At 60.4% G+C, this 23,365-nt stretch carries 22 protein-coding genes and 3 pseudogenes; 7 read left to right on the top strand and 18 right to left on the bottom strand.

What is annotated here, in order from left to right; all coding sequences use genetic code 11:
* The first annotated feature begins 31 nt into the window (after positions 1 to 31).
* Both AB4Y44_RS25430 and AB4Y44_RS25425 read left to right on the top strand, forming a co-directional pair.
* Positions 32 to 346, top strand: a complete 315-nt coding sequence (locus tag AB4Y44_RS25430; protein ID WP_368701196.1) for a metalloregulator ArsR/SmtB family transcription factor — start codon at positions 32 to 34, stop codon at positions 344 to 346.
* Positions 343 to 747, top strand: a complete 405-nt coding sequence (locus AB4Y44_RS25425) for an SRPBCC domain-containing protein (protein ID WP_368701195.1) — start codon at positions 343 to 345, stop codon at positions 745 to 747. The genes AB4Y44_RS25430 and AB4Y44_RS25425 overlap by 4 nt, the downstream gene beginning before the upstream one ends.
* A gap of 104 nt (positions 748 to 851) precedes the next feature.
* On the opposite strand, the gene AB4Y44_RS25420 is transcribed toward AB4Y44_RS25425, so the two are convergent.
* A complete protein-coding gene (locus AB4Y44_RS25420) occupies positions 852 to 1,199 on the bottom strand; it encodes a cupin domain-containing protein (protein WP_342918766.1) in 348 nt (115 codons plus the stop codon).
* 367 nt (positions 1,200 to 1,566) lie between these two features.
* Between AB4Y44_RS25420 and AB4Y44_RS25415 the strand changes: the two genes are divergently transcribed.
* Positions 1,567 to 4,503, top strand: coding sequence for a GH92 family glycosyl hydrolase (locus AB4Y44_RS25415; RefSeq protein WP_368701194.1), 2,937 nt, complete (start codon positions 1,567 to 1,569; stop codon positions 4,501 to 4,503).
* 632 nt (positions 4,504 to 5,135) lie between these two features.
* Here AB4Y44_RS25415 and AB4Y44_RS25410 read toward each other — a convergent pair.
* From AB4Y44_RS25410 to glaH, 6 genes and pseudogenes are all read right to left on the bottom strand, one after another.
* The gene (locus AB4Y44_RS25410) at positions 5,136 to 6,044 is read right to left on the bottom strand and encodes a YihY/virulence factor BrkB family protein (RefSeq protein ID WP_342918869.1); all 909 of its coding nucleotides are present in this window, start codon (positions 6,042 to 6,044) and stop codon (positions 5,136 to 5,138) included.
* 326 nt (positions 6,045 to 6,370) lie between these two features.
* Positions 6,371 to 6,496: pseudogene (locus AB4Y44_RS25405) on the bottom strand (dehydratase); the annotation flags it as partial.
* Positions 6,497 to 6,581: 85 nt separating this feature from the next.
* A complete protein-coding gene (locus AB4Y44_RS25400) occupies positions 6,582 to 7,541 on the bottom strand; it encodes a LysR family transcriptional regulator (RefSeq protein ID WP_342918768.1) in 960 nt (319 codons plus the stop codon).
* Between the two features lie 52 nt (positions 7,542 to 7,593).
* Positions 7,594 to 9,645: an FUSC family protein gene (locus tag AB4Y44_RS25395; protein ID WP_368701193.1), complete on the bottom strand. Its 2,052-nt coding sequence runs from the start codon at positions 9,643 to 9,645 to the stop codon at positions 7,594 to 7,596.
* Positions 9,646 to 9,684: 39 nt separating this feature from the next.
* Positions 9,685 to 10,923 (bottom strand): alpha-hydroxy acid oxidase, encoded by a 1,239-nt coding sequence (locus tag AB4Y44_RS25390; protein WP_368701192.1) that lies wholly within the window; start codon positions 10,921 to 10,923, stop codon positions 9,685 to 9,687.
* An 85-nt stretch (positions 10,924 to 11,008) separates the two neighbouring features.
* On the bottom strand, positions 11,009 to 11,941 hold the full coding sequence (glaH, locus tag AB4Y44_RS25385; protein WP_342918771.1) for a glutarate dioxygenase GlaH: 933 nt from the start codon (positions 11,939 to 11,941) through the stop codon (positions 11,009 to 11,011).
* A gap of 95 nt (positions 11,942 to 12,036) precedes the next feature.
* Here glaH and AB4Y44_RS25380 point away from each other — a divergent pair, with 95 nt between their 5' ends.
* The gene (locus AB4Y44_RS25380) at positions 12,037 to 12,954 is read left to right on the top strand and encodes a LysR family transcriptional regulator (protein WP_342918772.1); all 918 of its coding nucleotides are present in this window, start codon (positions 12,037 to 12,039) and stop codon (positions 12,952 to 12,954) included.
* A gap of 144 nt (positions 12,955 to 13,098) precedes the next feature.
* On the opposite strand, the pseudogene AB4Y44_RS25375 reads toward AB4Y44_RS25380, so the two are convergent.
* From AB4Y44_RS25375 to AB4Y44_RS25365, 3 genes and pseudogenes are all read right to left on the bottom strand, one after another.
* A pseudogene (locus tag AB4Y44_RS25375) lies at positions 13,099 to 13,260 on the bottom strand (glutathione S-transferase); the annotation flags it as partial.
* Positions 13,261 to 13,264: 4 nt separating this feature from the next.
* Positions 13,265 to 13,891 carry a glutathione S-transferase family protein gene (locus AB4Y44_RS25370; protein ID WP_368701191.1) on the bottom strand — a complete coding sequence of 209 codons (627 nt, stop codon included), beginning with the start codon at positions 13,889 to 13,891 and terminating at the stop codon, positions 13,265 to 13,267.
* Between the two features lie 65 nt (positions 13,892 to 13,956).
* On the bottom strand, positions 13,957 to 14,580 hold the full coding sequence (locus tag AB4Y44_RS25365) for an isochorismatase family cysteine hydrolase (protein ID WP_342918773.1): 624 nt from the start codon (positions 14,578 to 14,580) through the stop codon (positions 13,957 to 13,959).
* Between the two features lie 252 nt (positions 14,581 to 14,832).
* Between AB4Y44_RS25365 and AB4Y44_RS25360 the strand changes: the two genes are divergently transcribed.
* Positions 14,833 to 15,345, top strand: a complete 513-nt coding sequence (locus tag AB4Y44_RS25360; RefSeq protein WP_368701190.1) for a winged helix-turn-helix transcriptional regulator — start codon at positions 14,833 to 14,835, stop codon at positions 15,343 to 15,345.
* A 183-nt stretch (positions 15,346 to 15,528) separates the two neighbouring features.
* On the opposite strand, the pseudogene AB4Y44_RS25355 reads toward AB4Y44_RS25360, so the two are convergent.
* The 4 genes and pseudogenes from AB4Y44_RS25355 to AB4Y44_RS25340 all read right to left on the bottom strand — a co-directional run.
* Positions 15,529 to 15,675 (bottom strand): annotated as a pseudogene (locus AB4Y44_RS25355) (MFS transporter); the annotation flags it as partial.
* A 25-nt stretch (positions 15,676 to 15,700) separates the two neighbouring features.
* Complete coding sequence (locus AB4Y44_RS25350) at positions 15,701 to 16,687, bottom strand: MDR family oxidoreductase (RefSeq protein WP_368701189.1); 987 nt, start codon at positions 16,685 to 16,687, stop codon at positions 15,701 to 15,703.
* 85 nt (positions 16,688 to 16,772) lie between these two features.
* Entirely contained in the window at positions 16,773 to 17,951 is a 1,179-nt protein-coding gene (locus AB4Y44_RS25345) for an MFS transporter (protein ID WP_342918776.1), read from the bottom strand.
* An 84-nt stretch (positions 17,952 to 18,035) separates the two neighbouring features.
* Positions 18,036 to 18,662, bottom strand: a complete 627-nt coding sequence (locus AB4Y44_RS25340; RefSeq protein ID WP_368701188.1) for an isochorismatase family cysteine hydrolase — start codon at positions 18,660 to 18,662, stop codon at positions 18,036 to 18,038.
* 342 nt (positions 18,663 to 19,004) lie between these two features.
* Here AB4Y44_RS25340 and AB4Y44_RS25335 point away from each other — a divergent pair, with 342 nt between their 5' ends.
* Both AB4Y44_RS25335 and AB4Y44_RS25330 read left to right on the top strand, forming a co-directional pair.
* Entirely contained in the window at positions 19,005 to 19,334 is a 330-nt protein-coding gene (locus AB4Y44_RS25335; RefSeq protein WP_368701187.1) for a hypothetical protein, read from the top strand.
* A gap of 22 nt (positions 19,335 to 19,356) precedes the next feature.
* Positions 19,357 to 19,929: a hypothetical protein gene (locus AB4Y44_RS25330; RefSeq protein ID WP_368701186.1), complete on the top strand. Its 573-nt coding sequence runs from the start codon at positions 19,357 to 19,359 to the stop codon at positions 19,927 to 19,929.
* A gap of 140 nt (positions 19,930 to 20,069) precedes the next feature.
* On the opposite strand, the gene AB4Y44_RS25325 is transcribed toward AB4Y44_RS25330, so the two are convergent.
* From AB4Y44_RS25325 to AB4Y44_RS25310, 4 genes are all read right to left on the bottom strand, one after another.
* A complete protein-coding gene (locus AB4Y44_RS25325) occupies positions 20,070 to 20,441 on the bottom strand; it encodes a hypothetical protein (protein WP_368701185.1) in 372 nt (123 codons plus the stop codon).
* Positions 20,442 to 20,881: 440 nt separating this feature from the next.
* Positions 20,882 to 21,403: an SRPBCC domain-containing protein gene (locus AB4Y44_RS25320; RefSeq protein ID WP_342918780.1), complete on the bottom strand. Its 522-nt coding sequence runs from the start codon at positions 21,401 to 21,403 to the stop codon at positions 20,882 to 20,884.
* A gap of 418 nt (positions 21,404 to 21,821) precedes the next feature.
* Positions 21,822 to 22,109: a DUF1330 domain-containing protein gene (locus AB4Y44_RS25315; RefSeq protein ID WP_342918781.1), complete on the bottom strand. Its 288-nt coding sequence runs from the start codon at positions 22,107 to 22,109 to the stop codon at positions 21,822 to 21,824.
* Positions 22,110 to 22,323: 214 nt separating this feature from the next.
* Positions 22,324 to 23,133: a DUF4377 domain-containing protein gene (locus AB4Y44_RS25310; RefSeq protein WP_368701184.1), complete on the bottom strand. Its 810-nt coding sequence runs from the start codon at positions 23,131 to 23,133 to the stop codon at positions 22,324 to 22,326.
* Positions 23,134 to 23,365: the final 232 nt, after the last annotated feature.

Raw genomic sequence — 23,365 nt, 5'->3', positions numbered from 1 at the left:
GCGTCGGAGATTTCCGACATATCATGTTCAAATGACTACGACAGATGTCTTTGGCGCGATTGCGAACCCGACGCGCAGACGCATCCTCGAGATGCTGCGCGGCGGCCCGCGTGCAGCCGGGGAAATCGCGTCCACGTTCGCCGTGAACCGCCCGGCGGTTTCCGAGCATCTGCAGGTCTTGCGCCTGGCGGGCCTGGTCACGGAACAGGCGAGCGGACGTCAGCGCCTTTATGGATTGAACGCAGGCAGGCTGAGGGAACTCGCGGAGTGGCTGCATCCGTTCGAGCAGTATTGGGAGCAGCGCCTGGATGCACTCACTGAAATACTCGACACGGACACGCAATGACAGAACCGGGACTCATCCAGCTCACCCGCTTCATTCCGCACTCGCCGGCCAGGGTCTGGACTGCCCTGACCGACCCTGCCATTCACGCGAGATGGTGGGCGGCTGGCGATGTGCACGCGGTCGTCGGGCATCGTTTCACGCTGGATATGGGACCGTGGGGCCTGCAGCCCTGTGAGGTTGTCGCCGTCGAGCATGAACGGCTGCTGGCCTATTCGTTCGCACCCGGCACGCTGAACACGACGATTGCCTGGCGGCTCGAAGCCGAAGGGAGCGGTACCCGCCTGTCGCTCGAGCACAAGGGCTTCGACCTCGATTCGCCGCTCGGCAAGGCAGCTTTCCAGGGCATGGGCAAGGGATGGCCGGACGTCATTCAGCGGCTTCAGGACGTCCTGGGCGTATGAGGGCGCCGGTGCTTGTCTCTGAATGCAATGCCCATTATTGTCGCTGCGTATTACCTGGTAGTCCTGCCGGCGACTTCGATTTGCCAGACAGGCCTCAGGCCTAGTCACCCTTCCCGGGGAGCGTCACAGCGGATCGTCGTGGCATTGGCCTTTTCCACCGTCAGGTTGATCGAGCGTGCGCCGCCGCCGGGACGCGTGCGGTGGCGCACGCCTGCGGGAATGGTCAGCAACTGACCCGCGCGCAGCTCTATTGCCCCTTCTTCAAAATCGATTATCAATACGCCTTCGATTCCGATGAACGTCTCATCGGAATCGGGATGGAAATGCCAGAAGTACGACACTTCCATCACGCTGACGTGAATGTCGTGATCGTTGACCGTCGTGACGACCTCATTGCGATAACCCTCGCGTAGGTCAGCTGTCATGGCCAGAAAGTCAGTCGGTTCTATCATGCGCTCGCTCCTGCCCATGGGCTGATAAAGACGCCAGGTACGCATCGATTGTTCCTGCCACCGTTCCGGCACTTTTAGCGCAGTTGCGCGCCTGCATAACAATCTGACACGCGTGAACTCAGTCGTCTTCGCCGTGAACATGCTCGTACATGTTAGACCGATTATGCGAAGCGACTAACAGGCGAAGTTGCGTCAGGAATTCGCTTGTTTAGTAATTTCTGATAAACACAAAACGCCAATAGATAATCAATTGACGCCATTCAAATGTCTCGTATAGCATGACTTCGAGCCAGATACCACATGCAAGCTGGATAAACAGGATAACTAAACAAAATCAGATACGCGTAGTGATACTCAGGAGACAGCCATGATAGATATACGCCGTCTTGCGGCCGCCATGATCATCATTGGTTCTTTGGCGGGTTGTGGAGGAGATAGTCCAGGTCAATCCGGCTCCGCCGCTGTCGCGGCTGACCAGCTTCAGGGAACGGCTCAGAGTAGTCCCGGTGCGGGTTCCAGCAATGCAAACGCGGCTGTCGCCGCCGCCGAGGATATTCCCGCTTCCGATCACGGCACCATGCAATTGACGCGGTATGTCAACCCGCTGATCGGCACGTTGGCCAGCAACTCTCCGAACCCCGTGCCAGCAGGGCAGGCTGGCAGTGTCGTACCCGCAGCCGGCCTGCCGAACGGCATGGTGCAGTGGGCACCCGATACGAATACCACTTCGGCTCCCTCGAACAGCGCGGAGCCCGGTTCGCCGGCCGGTTACTACTACGACATCGGCTCGATCCAGAGTTTCAGTCTCACCCATATGAGCGGCGCCGGTTGTTCCGGCAACGACGGCGAATTCCCCGTCATGCCGACGCTCGATGCCAGCAGGCCGCTCGCGCAGACGTTTAGTCATACCAACGAGAAGTCGGTAGCGGGCGCCTATTCCGTCGTGCTCGATAACCAGGTCAAGGTCGAGTTGACTGCAACCCTGCGTACTGGCTTTGGTCGCTTCACGTATCCTGACAATCAGCCTTCGACGCTCGTGCTCAACACGACGTATACAAACACGCAGACGAGCGTAGCCGGCTTGGTCACGCAGGTCGACGCGAGAACCATTTCGGGCAGTACCACGGGTGGACATTTTTGCGGTAATTCAACGAATGTTCCGGTGTACTTTTATGCGGAGTTCAGTCAGCCATTTGTAAAGACGTCATCCTTCAACAATGGCGTTGCCGTGATGAATTTCGGCAAAGGCGCCACTGTCATGATGAAAATCGGTATTTCATATGTGAGCGTCGCAAACGCCAAAAATAATCTCCAGAAAGAAAACCCCTCCTGGGATTTTGACGGTGTCAAGAAGGTCGCCGACGCGATATGGAATCAGCGCCTCAACGCCATTCAGGTGAGCAGTAGCGATACCACGGCGTTGACGAAGTTCTACACGGCTTTCTATCACGCATCATGGGCGCCGAGCGTATTCAGCGATGTGAACGGCCAATATATCGGCTTCGACCAGAAGGTTCATCAGGTCAGTGCTGGCCATGCGCAGTACACCAGCTTTTCGGGTTGGGACATCTATCGTTCGCTGATACCGCTCAAAGCCACGTTGTTTCCTGAGGAAACGAGCGATATGGCGCAGTCGCTCGTCAACGACGCGGATCAGTGCGGGGCAATTCCACATTGGGTCAATGACAACGTCGAAGACGGCGTGATGCCGGGCGACGCCGGCTCGATTATCGTGGCGGGTGCGTATGCCTTCGGTGCGCGCAAGTTCGATACTGCAGGCGCCTTGAGCCATATGATCCAGATGGCCAACATTCCCGGCACCGCGTGCAACGGCGTGACGACCAACGGCGGGCGCGCCAGCTATCTACAGTTCGGCTATATCACGAACGGTGAATGGGGGCAGGCTTCGTCCACGCTGGAGTACGGCAGCAGCGATTTCGCGATCTCACAGTTTGCCGGTGCATTGGGCAACACGCCGATCCAGAAAATGCTGCGTAGCCGCTCGGCTTACTGGCAGTACCTGCTCAACGCTTCCCTGACGCCGCCTCTGATCGCCGGACGCAACTCCGACGGCACGTGGATTCAGGAGAACCAGGGCAGCACCGACAACTACGTGGAGGGCAACGCTGAGCAGTACACATGGATGGTGCCGTTCAATCCGACCGGGCTGTTCGCGCAACTGGGCGGAAATACGGCAGTGGTGTCGCGGCTGAACACGTTCTTTACCGTGCTGAATGCGGGAACGACGCTGCCCAATTTCTATATGGGCAACGAGCCGACCTTCGAGGTGCCCTGGTTGTATAACTGGGCGGGCTCGCCGTCGGGTACGCAGAATGTCGTCCAGCAGATCATGGCGAGCGCCTTTGGCACGGGGCCGAACGGTTTGCCCGGCAATGACGACCTGGGCGCCGTGTCGGGCTGGTATGTGTGGGGCGCGCTGGGCCTCTATCCGGAGATCCCTGGTGTCGGGGGCTTTGCGATCGGCAGCCCGCAATTTTCCTCGATCGTCGTTCATCTCGGGAACGGCAAGACGTTGCGCATCAATGCACCCGGCGCGCCTGGCGCGAATTATGTGCAGGGGCTCACCGTCAATGGCAGCGCTCACAATAGTTCCTGGCTGGACGTTGATGCACTTGCCAACGGCGCGACGCTGAACTTCGTGATGGGTTCGTCGCCTTCGCAGTGGGGCGCGCACCCGGCCGAGGCGCCGCCGTCCTATGGGGTGCCGGTTGCGCGTAACGTGGCGGATGCTTTCAACAACCACGGCATCAGCGCCGACGGCAGCACCGACACCGACGGCCTCGGTTCGGACTTCGACGGCTCTTTGTTCAGCTACTCGTCGACTGCGTTGGCGGCGGCCGGCGCGACACCGGGCAAGCCGTTCGTTGTCGGCGGAGCAAGCTTCGTTCTGTCGAATGGACCGCTCGATAATGCGGTGGCGGTAGGACAGACGATTGCGATGCCGCCCGGCACGACCGGCCATTCGCTGGTTCTGCTGGGTTCGGCCAACAACGGCCCCGGCTCGGGCGCCGCGCTCGTGACCTATACCGATGGCACGGCCACGCCGTTCACGCTCGCGTTTGACGACTGGACCCTCAATGGCGGCAGTGCGGCACCGGTAGACCCGATCGCGTTGACCACCGCGTATCGCAATGGCGGCAATGGTTCGACCGACGGCGTCAAGACCTATCTGTTTGCGCAGTCGGTGCCGCTGACACCCGGCAAGCTGGTGGCGAGCGTCACATTGCCGAGGCAGTCCAGCGAAGGCAAGTTGCACGTGTTCGGTATCGCGGCAGCGCCTTGAACACGTTGGGCGCCGCGCAGGCGGCGCCCAACGTGCACCCGATATCGTCGATGCTGGCGGGTGGGCTAGCGCGTAATTGTGACTCTATGCGGCCAGGGATCAGCCTGACGTTGCTTGCCGATTGGATCGTGTGATCGCAGCCGCTTCTCCGGGCCGACGCGTTGTGGGCCGTCAGGGCGTTCCGCCCGGCGTCGGCAAATTAAGCGAACTCACTGGAGGTTGGAACGGCCGGTTGCTTTGCGATGCGGGTGGCTGAAGGCGACCCACTCCGGACCTTGAACCCGGCCTCGCCTCTACAGCCGTTTTGCGGTGCTTAACGGTCATCCACACATCCGAGTCGGCAGGCAACCGAGGCCTTAGCGCGGGATTTCACCCTTCAACATTCCGGAAGGCGTTGAGGCGCCGTGCTCGAAACGCTCACTGACCAGCACAAGACACGACCGGATATTCTGCACAGCGACGTCCGTTGTCCGGTCCTGGAACAAGCAGCTTTGCTAACAGGCCTTTGACATCACAGTGCAGCTGGCAGGACTGCGAATACTTGTGGAATTCGTCGGCACCCGGAAACTACCGGTGCCATCCCCGCCGACTGGTTGAAGCCACAACGAGGATCCTCAATGCGCCGCCGTTGGTCAGCCCGTTTCCATCGACTCCGCTGCAGGGTCGCCGCGCGTATTGAGGCGCTCGTATTCGGCGATCAGTTGCGCGCCAAACAACATCAGCGTCGCGAGCGCTTCGAGGCCGAACAGCACAACAATCGCCGTCGTGAGCGACCCATAGACGACGTTCACCTGCGAAAGCTTCGCGAAGTACCAAACCAGCACGCGTCTTGTGATTTCCCACAGAACGGTGGCCGCGACCGCGCCGACGACCGCGTGCCGCAGTGTCGTGCGCCCTGCCGGGATCACAAAATAGATTGCCGTCAGCACGAATATCTCGCCCGCAAGGCCACACAGATATAGCACGACGCGGGTCACGCCTGTCAGTAACACCCCATGGCCGAACAGATCGATGCTACCGGTTGCGACAGCCCGCAGGCCGCTGGAGACGAGCGTCACAAGCAGCACACCGATACCTAGTGACAGACTGAATAGATAGGGCAGGATTGCCGACAGCAGGAAGTGCCTTCGCCGGACCTCAACGCGATGCACGAAGATGATTGACAGGGCGTTCTCCAGAACCGAGAACGCAAGCGAACTGAAAAAGATCATCGTGATGACGAGGTACCAGCCGACCACGGAGCGATGCTCGAAAAAGGTCGCGAGTTCGCGAACGAGTGCTTTTGACTGCCCCGGTATCAGCCATTCGAGCAGACGCCCGAGTGTGTCGAACAGCAACTGCTCACCGATGAAGTGACCGAACGCGATTACAACGAGAATGAGCAGTGGCACGATTGACAGCAACGCGTAATACGCGATCGCGCCCGCGAGCAGCAGCCCCTGGTTTTTGCGGAACGCGGTGCAGACCTGGAATAGGAATCGCGCTGGATGCGCTGCAACAAAGCGCCACGCGCGCTTGCCTGTCTCATCGGTTGGGTTCATATCAGGCTCCACTCGTTCATTGCACTCGCGCCGCCCTCGTCGTACGCGTTGAACGCGGCGCGCGCAGTTCAACTCCGCGCAAGGCCGCCGCACTCTCACTCCAGGTACAAAGCCATTGCAGCCGCGCGCGTCAGCGCCGCAAGCCCGTTCGCCGACTGCGCATCGCGCCCGAGCTACCCGGCCGTGCGTCGCTCGTCGGGCTGTGACCGACCCGAAGCGGTCTCATGGTAGCTGGTCAAGCGGACGGCCGGTTCCAGTGATTAAACGGTCATCGGCCCGGCGACAAGGACAGCCGAAGTCTGGTTCGGGAGCGCGTACTCAACTGCGTGGAAGGGCTGGGGATCGAACTGCTCTGCGAAAGCGAGTATCTGCTCGGCGTCGATCCTGTGCTCCGAACTCGTGTATGTCGCGCCCTGCGTCAGGTCTTCCAGATAAATCGGCTCTGCTCTCATGTGCCTTCTCCTTGCAAGTGGTTCCGGACGGTCCGCTCGTTGTTCGCTCGCGGCATCGTGTGCGTCAATGCTGGCGTAATCTGCGTTACATCGTCAGATCAGCGTCAGTAAGCACGGCCGCGGGTGGCACGTTATCGCCGTCATCGAGCGTTTGTGGAATGAAGTCTCTCAGAAAATCCACCCAGCTTCTGATCTTGGCATCCAGATACTCGCGAGAAACATAAAGAACGCGGATGTGTGTCTCATTCATCCGATGTGTAGGCAGTACACGTAGCAGCGTGCCGTTGCGCAGCCACGGCATCGCAGTCCATAGCGGGAGCGCGCCGATGCCCCGACCGTCGCGCAATGCGAGCGCCATGGCTTCCGCTACGTTGACCTGAAAGGGCGAGGGAGGAAGCTCAAAGGTTTCCGTGCCATGGGGACCATCCAGATTCCATCGGCTTTGCGGGAATACTGGACTACTGGTGCGCATGCAGGTGTGAGCGGCGAGGTCGGCCACCGTGGCAGGGGTGCCTTGCCGGGTGAGATACGAAGGCGACGCGCACAAGATGTTGCAGGTCTTTGCGACCGGGACCGACACGAGACCGGAGTCCGGCAACTCAATCGCGCCTAGTTGAACCGACACGTCGTAGCCTTCTTCGATCAGGTCGGGAACGTGTTGTGAAAGCGTCAATTCGACGGAGACCTGCGGAAACAGCGCCTGGTACCGCAGGACTGCGGGCATCACATAGTGCTGACCGAAACTCGCGGTGGCATGCACGCGCAGGCGTCCCGACGGCTGCAAGTGCGCATTCGACGCCTCGGCCTCCGCCTGATCCACGAAAGCCAGAATCCGGTAGCAATGCTGCAAGTAACGCTGACCTGCTTCCGTTACTCCAACGTGCCGAGTCGAACGGTTTAGCAGACGCGTCTGCAGATGTGCCTCCAGTTCAGTGACGGCGCGCGACACCTGACCGGTAGATTTATCCACGGAGTTGGCCGCTGCGGTGAAGCTGCCAGCCTCAACTACGCGCACAAACATCCTCATGTTGCTTAGCGTGTCCATCGTATTTCCTTTATTGCGCCGCACAGCACGGGATGGGTGGCGGCAATGCCGCTCATGCCGGATCGGCATACCCGCGCGTTGCGTCCATATACTCTTTTGCCGAAACCGCGATCGTTTGCAGAAGTGCCGCACCATCCAACAGATCGGGGCTGGCCCGATCGGCAGGGATCGAGGCCTGCCGCAGCAATCTGGCTGCAAGTGCGTCGCAGACCGTTGCGAGGCGCGCGAAATCCAGCGTGCGCAGGCGTCCCTGGATGACTGTCATCGAGCGGCGCAAGCCTGGATGCGACGAGGCACCCTGTTGCAGCGCGAGCACGCTGTCACCTATCGTCCATGCCGCAAGCAGTTCGCGCAGGCCGGTTTGCGCACCGGATCCCGGCTTCGCGCTGGAGGCTTCCGTGGCGAAACGGCGGCCGAGGCGATCGGCAGTGCAACTAAGCCAGGCATCTCGCCGCCATCGTTGTGGGTTGCTGGCCAGGCTGGAAAGATCCCGCCGGACCGCGCGTTGCAGACGCGCGATGCTCGACGCACGGTCCGCCGGAAACAAAACCGAAAACGCGAGCGTGGCCCAGGCGATTGCCAGCAGGGTGGAGAGGGCGTCGTTCAGGAACGCCGCATCGTTAATACGCGCCACGTCGCTGGGTGAAGTGAAGTTCCAGAAGAATAGGGCAAATCCGCTGCCAATCGATGCCGTTCGAGGATTGCGCATCGCAAGACCCGCAGAGATCGTGAAGAAGCCAGCAATACACACCAGCGGAACGAAGTCCGTCACTGCCGGTAGTAAAACAAAATTACAAAGGATGCCTGCCAGTGCCGCAATGAATGCGCCCTTGAACCATCCCATCGCGGCGACTATGGAATTGGGGCGCGTGGCGAAGAGTGCGCTCACCACCCCCACTGTGGCGACGAAACCCGCGCCCGACGGCCACGCGCTAAATAGCCAGAACATCGACGCGGCTACCACAGCGAAAAACGCCCGCATGCCGTTGTGCCAGGCAAGCACGTGGTCATGGTGGAAGGCAAATTTCACGAGCGATCGCGGAGGATTTACCTGGTCCAGACATGATTTTCGTGCGATAACCTGCTCCCGCGCTGTGAGAAGCAGGGTTAGCCGATCAAGAATGAACAGCCTGCCACTCTGCGAGCCGCGCTGGCCGTATTCTTCCGAGGCGAGAGCGTGCTTGATTCTCGACTTCAGAGAGGCGATTCTGGACTTGGCACTGGAGGAATCGGTGTCATCGCCTGCTAACAGCGTTGCCGTTTCATCGACAACATCAATCTGAAGATCGGGGTGGCGAGTCAGTTGCGCTCGCAATGCGTGGATGGCGCTCAGTTGCGTGAGCACGGCGACGATTGCGGCACGCAGATGTCCAACGGCGAGACGGACTTCCGCGGATGCCGCGGCAGCATATTCCGCCGCAGTGTCCAGTTCGAGGGCGGCAGCAAACAGCTTGTGTATGGCGACTTCATCCGTCTCGCGGCGTAGCGCACGTGCGCCGAACTGCGAAGCCTTGCTCACGTACCCATGAAATTGCTCGCGTACCTCTCGTAACGGCGCCCCAGGGGCGAGGATTGCAGTGAGGGTTGCCTCGACCAGAATGCCAACGACAACATAGACAAAGCGCGCGAGCGCAATATCGAATGCGTGAAGGGGCGCGGAAGCGGCATCCAGCCCGATGATCGCTGCCGTATAGCCCGCCAGTACCGCTGCATATGCGCGAAAATTCCGCAGTGCCGTCGCCAAGCCGGTGCAAAGTCCAATCCAGCCGGCGAGTCCCAACAGGAACAATTCCGGCGTCTGGGCAAACAGGGCGACGAGCACGAGTGCTGCGACCGCGCCCAGCGCAGTACCGAGGATCCGGTACTGGCTCTTCGAGACGCTCATGCCCCGACTATTCTGGGCGACGACCCACACGGTGATTGCAGCCCATTTCGGATCGTCGAGGTTCATGCAAAACGCGATGTAGAGTGCGATCAGCGATGCGCCTGCGGTCCGGACTGCGTACGCGAGCCCCTCCCATGTAACACCCGGGATGGACAGAGGGGGTAGTTTCTTGAAGTCCACGTGATCCGGAATACTAATTGATAGGCGGCCGGTTTTCATACACCAGCAGCGCCACGTTATTCGGTTGGAACGCGTCGTTCAGGCCAGTATTGCGCGATCGATCTCGCGAATCGCTACCGTGCCGAGCATTGCCATGTTTCGATCGACTTCGTCCCTGAGAAGGCCGATTGCATGTCGAACACCCGGCGCGCCGCCCACCGCGGCGGCGTACATGAACGGGCGCCCGGCGAATACGAACCGGGCACCGAGCGCGAGCGCCTTCAGGACATCTCCCCCGCGCCGGATTCCGCTGTCCATCATTACGACGGTCTTGTCACCAACGGCATCACAAATCTGCGGCAATACGGCTAGCGGTTCGACCGCACCGTCCAGTTGGCGCCCACCGTGGTTCGACACGATGATCCCGTCCGCGCCAATCGCGAGTGCGCGCCGTGCGTCGTCCGCGTGAAGAATGCCTTTGATGACCAGATTCCCGCTCCAACGTTGACGAATGCTTGCGATGTCCGACCATGACAGATGGTCGCGTCCGGTGGTGTCGCGTACCGCCGAAGCGGACAGCATCGGCGCCCCTCGTGTCGCGAACGAGTTCTCGAAGTGGGGCATCCCGTGATTGAACAGCGTCCGGGCGAACGTGCCGAGCAGCCAGCGCGGATGGGAAATGCCGTCCATCGCGAGACGCAACGACGGGCGCAACGGCAGCGAGAAGCCCGTGCGCGCGTTGTTTTCGCGGTTCGCCCAAACGGGAATGTCGATTGTGAGGACGAGCGTCGCGAAGCCGGCGGCCTTGACGCGCTCGATCAAGGCGTCGCGGCGGGCGGCATCGCCGGGGAGATAGGCCTGGAACCAGGTGCCCGGTGCTTCGGCATGGACCGTCTCCATCGGTATGAGCGAGGAGCCGCTCATGATCGCAGGAATGTTTTCATCCTGCGCAGCCGTGGCCAACGCGATGTCGCCGCGATATGCCGAAATGGCACTGATTCCGACCGGGGCGATCCCGAACGGGGACGAGTAGGTGTGGTTGAAGATCGTTGTCTGCTGCGACCGGTGAGACACGTCGACAAGCACTCTCGTGCGGAACTTCAGGCGTTCGAATGCAGCCCGATTCGCCGCGATCGACATGCCGTCCTCCGCAGCGCCGGAAATATAGCCGAAGAGCGGACGCGGCAGAACACGCCGTGCCGCCGTCTCGAAGTCCGCGAGCGAGAGGATCTGGCGCAGCCGCCGGGGGAGATGTTGCTTGACCCCGTAAGCCGCTTGTTCAATTCGCCCGACGGGCGTCGTCTCCTGCACAGTCACGTGCTCTGCGTAGTCGTTCATTTCACCGTTCCACTGTGTTACATCGAAATCGCTGCGTCGGCCCTTGGCGGTCGGTGCGCCCGACAACGCCAGAGAGCTGGCAACATCAAGACGCAAACGAACCGCGCTGGCGCATCAGCTCGCGGAACAGCGATTCGTTCGGCTGGAATGGCGCCCGGCCGTGAAGGTAGAAATAGTTGTTCAGCACCACCAGACCACCGACCGGCAAAGACACTTCCTTCGTGCCGGCGGATGTTTCCATCGACTGGGACAGGGCGCGGAGAAATGCCGCTTCTTCGCGGTTGGACGGCTGAACGAACTGGTCGATGAACGAAATCGACAGACCAAATTCGCTTTGAAAGAACAGCGGCCGCTCGATCTGCTCGCTGACGTTCTTGGAACCGGATCCCTTGTAGAAGAACGGCTTGGTTCCGAGCTTGTGATTGACGAAGCGATCGCGCTCTTCCCAGTCGTCGATATGCAGAAACCGCGATTCGCCGCCGACCGCGCTTCGCTCCGCGAATTTCATCATCAACAGCCAGTCCGTTGCGTCGCTTACGTACGTACCGTCGGTGTGCATCGTGAACAGCCGGTATGCCTGACGAAGATACGAGTCGCTGTTATCGGTGTGCTTCACCACGAAGCGGGCGTAGTACGTTCCCGACATCGCATCGTGATTGCTCGGTCCGAGAATATGACCGATGGCCGTACCGAACTTCACGAAGGCAGATGGGTCTTGCGAAAGGTCCTGGAGGCCGATGGTGAAACCGCCATGCCGACGGTCCTTGACCAGCTCGACGAGCATGTCGGCAAAGTCGTCACCGAGACGCTCGATCAGCAGATCGGCAAGGTGATGGCGCATGAACGGGACATACTCGAGATTCTGGACGTCGATATCGCGCACGTCCGCCAGGAATCCGGTGAGCGCGTTGGGGTCGACCGTCACGTTCATGATGCGGTGATGGGTGGGATGCGCCGACAAGCGGAAAAGCGGTTGCCGGTGCGTGATGGAACCAGGGTGGGTGATCAGTGCGTCCATGTTGTCCTCCAGTTGTTTCAGGGCTCTATTTGATGCCTCTTCTTTGATATCATCCAGAAGCAATGCGCGAATGTTTATTCGCTTCTGGAGATTAAATGATCGACGCCCGTCAACTGCGATACTTCGTTGCGGTGGTGGAGGATCTGCACTTTGCCAAGGCAGCGGATCGACTGGATGTCGCGCAATCGGCGCTCAGCGCCCAGATTCAACGCCTCGAGCAGGAGATCGGCGTTCGTCTCCTGAACCGCAACAAGCGACAGCCCGTTACGCTGACCGATGCGGGGCGTTTGTTCCATGCCGAAGCGGTTGCAGCACTACGTTATATCGAGCGCGCGGATCAGGTCGGCCGGCTGGCGGCCAGGGGCCTCGCCGGTGTGGTGCGGATCGGATCGGTGGCATCGGGCGTGAGCAGCGGTGTGCTCTCGAGGATGCTGCATCAGTTTCGGATCACGCACGGCGACGTGCGGATCGAAGTCGTGGCCATGGAGACCCCGCGCCAGTTCGAGGCACTCGTCAGCGGCGAGATCGACGTGGGTATCGTGAGACCGTGGCGCCAGCATCCAGCAGGTATCGTGGCGACAATCGTGCAGACCGAATGCCTGTTGGTCGCGATGGCCGAGGACCATGCATTGGCAGCAAGCGGGCACGTGTCGGTCAGAGACCTGAAAGATCAGCGTTTCATCGCCCCCCACTTCGACGACGACACGGGATTCAGCGAGGTGCTTACTGCGCTGGGCGTGGCGGGAGGCTTTGTTCCATTTCTCGAACATCGCGTTCATGACTTCATCGCCGCGATCAGTCTCGCATCGGCCGGATACGGCGTGGTCGTCGTCCCGGAATCGATGCGCAACTTCACACAGCCAGGCATTTGCTATCGGCCAATCGCGGATTTCGAATATCCGTGTCATCTCGCATTGGCCAACAGGCGGCGAGAGCTTTCTCCCGCCGTTCGCGCATTCGTGAAGGAATCCCTCGCGCTGTTCACCGGTCGCGCCTTATCAGATCCAGCTTGAATTGAACTCACGGGCCTATTGGTGACGATCCAGAGAGTCAATCAGGATGGCTATGTAATTCTTTTAGTCAAGCTTGACCTCGAAGCCGAGACGCACCGCGGGGGCGATCGAACATGGCGTCGTACCATCGCTTGACGTTTGGGGGTTGTTCGGGCTGGTGGATAGGAATGACGGCTCGAACTGCTCGCGGTTGCCGATATTCACAGGCTGAACGACGTACGGCAACGCCATTTCCTCGAGCGCGACGCTGGCCTTGCGGCCATTAGGCGTATTCCATGCATAGAGCGTGATCGGTTCGGTCTTCATGGATTCAGCTCAATTCGACATCGACATGTGTGTTGAAACCCGGACGCGTGGCGAGCGACACGTACCAGCGCTCGAGGTCGGGCATTCGAGCACGTTCTATGCCCGGCATGCCAAACCACCGCTTCGCGAACGAACCGAGCGCGATGTCCGCAATCGTGAACGACTCGCCTTCGACGAAGTCGCGACCCTTCAATTGTGCGTCGAGCACTTTCCAGACTTCCGCGACCTTTACGACATCGGCGGCGATTTTCTCGATGTCCCGCTCAGCCTCGTGTGTGCGGACGATTCCCCAGAACACGGGACGCTCGGCCGGCTGCAAAGTCGAGAGCGACCAGTCGAGCCAGCGGTCGATGCTGGCCCGCGCCTTTGGATCGGCGGGATAAAGTGTGCCGGGTCCACCGTACTGCATCACGATATAGCGCAGGATCGAGTTCGATTCCCAAAGCACAAAATCGCCGTCGACGAGGGTGGGGACCTTGCCCATCGGATTCATCGCGAGGTAGTCGGCTTCGGTGTTGTGTCCGAACTGCAGACCGGCGTCTATCCGGTTATAGCGTAGGGAAAGCTCTTCGCAAAGCCACAAGAGCTTCTGGACGTTGACCGAATTGGCACGTCCCCAGATGGTAAACATGCGTGCATCCTTTTGGTGTTTGTTATTAGTGGATTGACGGCTTCACTCCGTCGTCGGCATGACGCTTACGCTGGCAATGCTGCCACCAATTCGGCCGTCGTAACGATCGAATGAGCAAACGTGGGTCCGTTCAGTTCGTGGGCGGCCCGCATCAGTTCCGGCGTGAAGGCGGCGGTCGCGTCGCGTACGAGCGTCACGTGATAGCCGAACTCCATCGCGAATCGCGCGGTGGATTCGATGCATGTGTTCGCGAGCAGGCCGACGGTAATCACGTGCGAGATTTTGTGCTGCTTGAGCTGGAAATCGAGGTCCGTGTTGGCGAAGCCGCTTTGCGCCCAATGCTCGTGGATGACGATGTCGTTTGCCTGGGGAACGAAATCGGGGTGCCATTCGCCGCCCCATGTGCCCTTTGCGAAGGTCTGGCGCTTTTGCACGAGCCGTTGCGTCGGGTTCGGATGGTCCCAGTCTTCGTAATCGCCAGGCTGCCAGCGGCGATGCGGCACATAGAACACCTGAACGCCAGCCTTGCGTGCGGCTCCCACCGTTGCGCGCAAATTGTCGAGGAGCCGAACGTCGTTGGCGACTGCCTCGATCATCGGAAAGATTTTGCCGCCATGTGACAGGAAGTCGTTGTACGGGTCGACCAGCAAAAGACCGGTGTGTTCGGCGTGATAGACGAGGTCCGTCATGATGTTCTCCGGAAAAACGGTTCGGGATGGGGCACGACACAACCGACACCCGATGCGCGGAACTTCTGCACGACGTCGAGCACTTCGTTGCCTCACGAGTCGAGTATATATATGAATTTCATAGTTTCAATTGGAACATAAACACCATATCCACTACGCGGGTACCGAGCGCATGGCTTGCCCTGGATGCGGATGTCATCGCCGTGACGCAATCCGTGATACTATGAAAATAGTAGTTACGATGGAGGCAAAATGAAGCGCAGAGAGAAAGGGGGGGCCACGGTGTGCCCTGTGGCGCGATCGACCGAAGTTGTCGGCGACAAGTGGACGACGCTTGTACTGCGCGAGCTGTACATGGGCGCGACCCGATTCGAGGAAATCCAGATTCAGACGGAGGCGACGCCCCAGATGCTGGCGACGCGGCTGAAGTCACTCGAAGCGGACGGGATGGTCGAGCGCCATCCGTATCAGGATAGGCCGTTGCGCTACGAGTACCGTCTCACGGAGAAAGGCCGGGCGTACTATCCGGTGATCCAGGCGCTACGCACCTGGGGCGAGACCTGGTGCAAGAGCAAAGGCGAGGAAGTCGCGGTGCATTTTACGCATCGTGTGTGCGGGCACGAGGTTGGCCTCGACTATATCTGCCCGTCGTGCGGAGAGTACGTGGAGCGTCGCGACCTCGATGCAACCTTGAGTGCTTCCTTTGCGAAAGAGCGCGAGAAGAGGCGCGAGACATATCGGGCCGCGAAGGCCAGATCCGAATAGTTCAGTCAGCGCGCAGCGGGCTGTCGTCCAGTCTGTTCCGTGCGTGGCGCGTGCACCACAAAGTCCGTGACGAAGGCTAGTGCGAGAGCGCCCGCGCCGCACAGGAATACGAGTGCGTAGTCGAAAATTCTCCGGTAGCAACTCGTTGATGCGTCCGAGCACGAGCGGCACGATTCCGGGCGTGAACACGCCCAGGATGACTGTGGCGCCTGCGAGGACATAGGGATCTCCTGTCTTCGCCAGTACCACGATCGCGATGGCCTGTAGCACAAGGCCGGCGCGCCAGGCTGCCCGAAAGCCAATGCGGCTGCCCAGATTGCTGCAGATCATGGGCCCCGCGATGGCGGCGAAGCGTCTACGCATTGACGTCTACGACTGTGCGACCCTGAATCTTGCCTTCCAGTATCTGGCCCGCGACAGCAGGAACGTCGGCGAGCCCGATCACCTTCGTCGCGCGGGCGAGTTTGCTCAAATCGAGGTCGCGCGCAAGCCGCGCCCAGGCATCGATGCGTACGGACTGGGGAGCATTGACAGAATCGATGCCCGCGAGGGTCACGTTGCGTCGGATGAAGGGCAAGACCGAACCGGGGAGACCCGAGCCCTGCGCCAGGCCGCAGGCGGCGACGACGCCCCGGTACCGCGTCTGGGCCAGGACGTTTGCCAGCGTGTGATGTCCGACGGAATCCACGGCACCCGCCCAACGTTCGCTGGCGAGCGGCGTACCTGGCTCCGAGAGCGTTCGGCGGTCGATCACTTCCGCGGCGCCGAGGCTGCGCAGATAGCCGGCCTCCGCGGCGCGGCCGGTTGATGCGACGACGCGGTAGCCGAGGCCAGACAGGACTGCAATTGCGATCGAGCCGACGCCTCCATTGGCGCCTGTGACGAGCACGTCGCCGCGTTGTGGCGAGAGTCCGCCATGTTCGAGCGCCAACACGGCAAGCATGGCCGTGTATCCGGCAGTGCCGATAGCCATCGCGTCGTGCGTGGAAAAAACCTCTGGGAGTTTGACGAGCCACTCGCCCTTCACGCGTGCCTTCTGCTCGAATCCCCCGTGATGGTTCTGGCTGAGTTCCCACCCGTTGAGGACGACACGGTCGCCGGCGGAGATGCCGGGATACGTGGATGCCTCGACGGTGCCAGCCAGGTCGATGCCAGCGACCAACGGAAACTCGCGGATGATCTCCGCGCGTCCGGAAATGGCGAGTGCGTCCTTGAAGTTCACAGTCGAATATTCGACCGCAACGGTAACGTCTCCGGGCATGAGGTCTTGCTCGCGCATATTGACGATGCGCGTCGAGATCGCGTCACGCGGCTTCGTCGCGAGCAGTGCTTTGAAGGTCATTCGATTCTCCTGAGGAAATTGATTCCCGATGGCTCGAGCTATTGAGCCGTTGCCGATCGCAGAGTGATGTTTGCGGGTGGCCGGGTCATGCGTGCCCGTCAGCAACGGCCGAACTGGATCGTGCGTATGCGAGCGTATTGACCACCACGGCGGCGAGCGAGAGCAAGGCGCCGATTGCAGCGAGGCCGAGCCAGGCAGCGTGCAGGGCCCCCGCACCGCCAAGTGCCGCACCGACTGCGCCGCCAAGAAAGTACGAAACCATGAAAACGGTGTTCAGGCGGCTGCGGGCTTCGGGCCGCAGTGCATAGATCCGCGCCTGGTTGGCAATGAAGCTGGCGCGATTGCCCAGATCCAGCAACACCATCCCGACGATCAACCACACCAGGCTGCGTGCGCCCGCTGCGACAAATGCAAACGCGATGGCGACCGTGAGTGCGCCTGCGGTTGCAACATGGCGCGCGCCGACGCGATCGACGATCGCGCCCAGTCGTGGCGATACCGAAAGACCGACAAGGCCGATCAGCCCAAATGCTCCGATCGTGGCCGGGCCGTAAAGGTAGGGCGCTCGTGCGAGTAGTACCGCGAGTGTTGCCCAGAGCGCGCTGAATGCGGCGAACACGAGAAACCCCATCGTTGCCGAGAGGCGTAGTAGCTGTTCCTTGCGGACGAGGCCAGCGAGCGAGTGCATCAACTCGCGATAGCGGATCGCCGCAAGCGCATTCGACACGGGCAGTTCCCTGATGACGAGCAGAAGGCCAATGTCGATGGCGGAAGCGATCACGAATATCGAACGCCAACCCCACAGCGCACCGACGATGCCACTCAGTGTGCGTGCCAGCAGGACGCCAGAAGAGAGGCCGCCCAGCAGGGAGCCGACTACGCGTCCGCGCGTCTCGGGGGCAGCCATGCCCGAGACCGATGGGATGATGATTTGCGCTGAGATCGATGTCATCCCAACGAGGAAGCTGCATAGAACCAGCGCGAAGAAGGACGGTGCCGCTGCGCAGGCGAGCAGCGCCACTGCGTTCGCGATGATCGCACGCGTTGCCAGTTTGCGTGGTTGGACACCGTCGGCGAGCGGGACGAAGAGCAGCAGTCCCATCGCATAGCCGAGCTGGGTGAGGGTGGCGATGAGGCTCCCACGCGCCGACGGCACAGAGAACGTCGATGCGATCTGCGGCAGCAGCGGCTGATGGTAATAGATGGGCGAGACCGCGAGCGCGCAGCAAAGTGCCATCAGAAAGACCTGGCGCGGGGAGATCATGGGTGCCTTCGCTAAGGTACGGGGCGGAGTTGGGCGGAATTCGCGGTATCGTCGGAATCGGACGAATTACAGGACAAGGCGTGATCAGGCTTTGGGCAATGCGTCGAGGAACTCGCGGGTGCTCACGATACTGTGCGCGTAGGTCGGCCCGTTCAGCTCATGCGCCGCCTGCATCGCTTCCCGCTTGAGAGCGGCCGTTGCGTCCTTCACGAGCGTCACGTGGTAACCAAGCTCCGTTGCATATCGCGCCGTAGCCTCTATGCAGGTGTTGGCCAGCAGGCCGACGATCACCACGTGCGTGATGCGATGCTGCTTAAGCTGGAAGTCGAGATCCGTATTGGCAAAACCACTGGAGCCCCAGTGTTCGAGCGCCACGACGTCACCTCGTTGCGGCGTGAAGTCGGGGTGCCAGTCGCCGCCCCACTCGCCCTTCGCGAAGTGATGACCGTCCATGATCTTGCGCTGGCTCGGGCTCGGATGACACCAGCACTGATAGTCGCCCGGCTGCCACCGGCGGTGCGGTACGTAGACCACCTGGACACCGGCATCGCGGACGGCTCCGTTGATACGTCGCAGATTCTCCAGCAGTCCGACTTCTTCAGCGACATCCTTGACGAAGGGCCAGACTTTGCCTCCTTCGGAGAGGAAGTCGTTAAAGGGATCGACGAACAGCAGTGCGGTTGATCTGGCCTCGTAGGTGAAGCGGCTCATTGCATTTCTCCGGAAGGGGTTCACACCAGAACGTTGAGCTGAAACGGCTCGCCACTCATCCGGACACGCGTGCGACTCGTGATGCCGGTACAGCTAGAGGTGAAGCCTCTCTGTTTCGGCATTGTATATATGAAAAACATAGCGTCAAGTTAGGCGTGAATCCCATACGTTGTGTGCGGGATTTCGCTGTGCTTCTGTTGAATATGATCGGTTTACACTCAAGGTAAAATCTTGCTACTATGAAAATCATATGCAAAAGTCTGAGGCAGCGAGCCCAGAGTTGTTCGGATTGTTCGTACGAAGCCGCCCACCTGATCGCAGTGCCATACCCTGGAGAGCAACATGCAATACCTCGTGATGATTTCCCGTTCCGAAAACGCATCTTCCATGTCCCCTCATAAGGAAGAGGTTGAGGCGGAGGCCGAGTTTGTCCGCCGTCTTTACGCCTCCGGGATAGTTCGGCAGGTTTGGCTGAGGGCAGAAGGGGGAGCCTGCATGATTTCGGAGGCAGATGACGAAGACGGCCTGAGACAACTCCTCTGCGAACTTCCTTTGGTCAAGACCGGCTATCTTGCGCCGCCACAGATCAGTCGATTGCGCTCGTATTCGGGGTTTGGTCCGCGTAGTCCAATCGGTGGAGATGGCGACTTTCACATCATGTCGTCAAGCTGACAATCATCCTGGAACAATCTCAATGACACGCTGGAAACTATTCGGTATGCTAACCATGGTCGTTGCGCTGTTCGCAGCGGCGTCCTCTGCAATAGCGCCGGACCGCGTTGCATCGCTGCAATACGCGATACGAGCAACGGCTCGCACGTCCTTTATCCTGTTTCTGGCGGTCTTCCTGGCCACCTCGTTTGCGCGAGTCGTCCCGTCGGCGCTAAGCCGCGCCCTGGTCAGGGAGCGGCGTTTTATCGGATTGTCGTTCGCCGCCTCGCAATTTTTTCACGCAACGGCGCTCATTATCTACATCAGGACAGCGCCCGAGGCATTCTGGGTGGGGCGTACGCCCGCGACAAACATACCGGGCTCCATCGGCTATTTGATGATTCTGTTGCTGACGGTCACATCGTTCGCAATGCCGGCGCGTCTGATCGGTCCGGCCAACTGGAAGAAGCTGCATCTCGTGGGCGTATGGATACTCGCCGTCATTTTCACGGCTTCCTTCCTCACCCGAGTCCATCAACATGCCGCTTATCTCGTTCCCGGCATGGTCATGGTTGTCGCGATGTTGCTACGCATGGCCGAGCGGTTCGAAGCGTGAGGTCAGGGATTCGCCGCACCTGGAGGACGCCTCCCGCGCAATCCATTCAGGCTGGCGCAGCAGTCGAAAACCCGCGATCTTGGAACGCGCATCAAGGAGGCCCCATGTCCGAGCGCGACACCGTGCCCAGGCTTCATCATTCAGCGCGGCATGATCGTGACCCCGCCGCGGAGCAGTTTTGCATATTTGGCATAGTCGCCGAGGCCGCCCATGCCAAATACGCCGAGCACGCGATCCGGGCCGAGCGCATCGGCTTTGAGCAGCTTCTTGAGTCCGCGATACGGCGTGAGCCCCGCGTCCGTGAGGGGTGCCAGGTGTTCGAACGAAAGCTCGCGCGGCACCTTGATCAGATAACGCGCGGGCACGGGCAGGAACTCGGCGAAGCCGCCATGCGGTCCGAAGCCTGGGAAGCGCACGTTGGGGCACAGTTGGAACGACCTGACAATGACGGCATGTGCCATCACCCCAGCCGGGAACGACGACGACGTGATCGCCTTCCTCAAAGCCCGCATCGGAGGCCTGCTGGCCGATGCGTGACACGACCCCGGTGATTGCCGCAAGCAGTCACCTTGACCAGAATTTCTGGATGTCGGGGATGGGGATGTCCTCCAGGACCAATGGCTTGCCGAATTCGTGCAAACGCGCTGCTTTCATGACCATTCCTTTTTCTCAGGTTGAACGCCAGCGAGCGGAACCGGAGTGAAATCCCCGTTCCGAACGAATGCCGGTACCAGGCTGAGAAAGAGGTGAAATTCAAATACGGTATGCAAAGAAACTGCGCAATGCGCGGCAACGTATCCCGTTGCCTGATTTATTTCATGCTGCGGCTCTCAGGCAACGCACTCGCTTCTTGCCGGTCAACGATCTTGACTGGCGTTAGAGGGCGGCTTGCTTGAGGTCACACGAACGGAAGAGGCGCACCTAAAGTGCGCTTCCTTTTTTGTCTCTCGACTCAACGCTCGGCTTGCTGCTGCTCGAGGTACTTGTCGAGCGCGTCCATAGTTCCGCCCCAGCCTTGAGACATACTGCCATGCGACGCGTCGAAGATGGCTTCCTCGGCTTCGCTGGCGTCCAGCGCGCGCCACTCAAGGTGCATTAGCGTGCCACCCTCGACTTCGCTGAGCGTCGTCGTCGATAGCGTATAAAGCGGCCATTGTGCCGACATCGGATGTCGCGTCACGCCGCCTTCGGCATCACTAAACTGCACGACGACGACAATGCGCTCGGGGGGCGTCAATTCGCGGAACGTCCACTTTCCCCACATCGCGGGAGCGTCGGGCACGCCGCGCGGCTTCATCGCGTAGTGGAAGACGCCACCGACTCGCGCATCCACTGTGCAGTGGGACATTTCCATCCCGGGTGGGCTCATCCACGTACTCAAATGCTCAGCTTCAGTCAGCGCGGCGTATACCAGTTCGCGCGGCGCAGCGAAGCGGCGCTCGATGACGAAGGGCGCTGAAAGTTTGTCAGTCATGGTGGCGAGTCTTCCTGGTTCGGGTTGGGGTAACGTTGGACGTGGTTTTCGGCGCAGGCTTTCCGTGGGAGTCCCTGGCAGGCTTCTGTTGCAGTTGTTGCAGGTAGCTGTCGAGCTGGTCGAGGCGCAAAGCAAATCCGCTTGTCAAGCTATCTGTGCAGGGTCGGTCCAGTCCGGAAGACTCCTGGCGGTTGCACAGTCGACACTGGGTTGGGCCGGCGATCACCCCTGCAATCGTGTGTACGCGTCAGCGTGCGGTGTGGTGATTCGCCCCGGACATGATCTCGTCGTCTACCAGCCGTTTTTCGCCAGGGCGTGGGTGCCGCAGTTCGTTGGGGAACCGCTGAGGACGGCCGCGTCGATGAAATCGTCTTTGCGCTCGATGGATAACTCCGCGGCCGAACTTCGTCGCCTTTTATCACACGCCTTCGACAAGAACGGCGCGATAACGCGCGCCCTTGAACCGGTGCTGCGCGACTTCCTGGTACGCCGGGCTGTCGTACCACGCACGGGCGGCCGCAGTCGATGGAAACTCTACGATCACGACACCCTCTGGTGCTTCGCCCTCAAGAACCTGTTGAGGTCCGTAGGCAGCGAGAATCTTGACCGGATGACCTTTGAAGGTCTCGCCCACCTTGCTTTGGTAGATGTCAAGCTCACTCTGATCCTGCGTGCTTTCCTTCGTGAAGACAATAAAAGTCGCCATCGCGTCGCTCCTCGGGTTGTGAAGGTCCGCACGATGATGCCATGAAACCGCATCGGGCATCGATACGCAGTGTCGGCGTGGATGTCGGCCCATGATGTCAACCCGACTGCTGAAACTGACAGGTCGGGAGATTCACCGGCGCGTTGGACTCGGCACGTGCGACTACCTACGCTATGCCGCGCAGTTTCGCAAGCGCCGAGCGCGGAGCGTCGCGCTAGTTGTCAACCTTTTCCGATTCAACCACCATGTCCAGCACGTATGCAATGGCGGGTCCGTCGGCGGGCGGATTCTTGATGGTATAGCGCTTGACGCGCAGTACATCGCGCATGCCAGGCGTGTGGGTATAGCCCTCGATATCCTGATACAGCGGTTGCCATGCACCGGGTGTTCCGGTTGCCAAACCGTGCTCGTCGAAGTGGCGCTCACGCACCAGCAGACATTGCTTGTCCGGAATGAACGGATGATGGCACTGCACCGTTTGTGCGGCCACTTCGAGGAAGGTCGTTTCACCGGGGCCGCCGAAACGCGTCTGGGCAGTGGGCACACCCGTAAATGTCAGCGTGTCGCCGCTATCGGTGACCAGTTGCATGCGGGGGGTATCGTTACGGGCCAGCAGGCTCACGCCGAGGCTGCCACGCAGGCGCCGGGCAATAGCGTCGTCGAGTGCGGCGCGAGCGGCGTCAGGGCAAGCCATCATGGTGCTCACCATCTGGCCAATCTGCAGCCGTCCTTTCTTGACGCTGTAACTGGCTCCCATGTTGTTGCAGCTATTGACTACGTTCAACCGGTCGGTGCTGAAGTCCAGTTGCACTGGCTTTTCTGCGCTGACAAACAACGCATCAATGCGCATGCCTTTGCTGCCAAATGCGTCGCTGAGTTGCCAGTGATACTGACTGAGGATCCCAGGTTCGATCGCCGGTAGCGCGCTCGCTGCGGCAGCAGTCGACGCGCTCGTTGAAGGTGCCGGGCTTCTCGCGTCGGGTATTTGCGAGCATGCGGCAAGGGCGAGCAGCAGAAAGAGCACGTTGCACTTCACGGCGGTACCTCAGCTGGTTCGGTGGATGTTTCAGGCAGCTTGTCGCGTGAAATAAGCCGCGACATAGTCCAATCGTAAATGGGGAGACCGGGGGAACTAGTGAATGATACAACCCCGGGGCGTTGCGCCCCGTTGATAAGGTCACTGCGAGGCGAGGGCGTCTTCGCGCGGCGCCGTCGGCATGGCGCACCGGACCGGGCATGGCTCGCCACGCCCGGAC

The organism is Paraburkholderia sp. BR10937 (genome assembly GCF_040965695.1).
In the GTDB taxonomy this organism is placed as follows: domain Bacteria; phylum Pseudomonadota; class Gammaproteobacteria; order Burkholderiales; family Burkholderiaceae; genus Paraburkholderia.
Note: the sequence above shows the minus strand (reverse complement) of the source record. Positions and strands in the feature narration are given on the sequence as shown.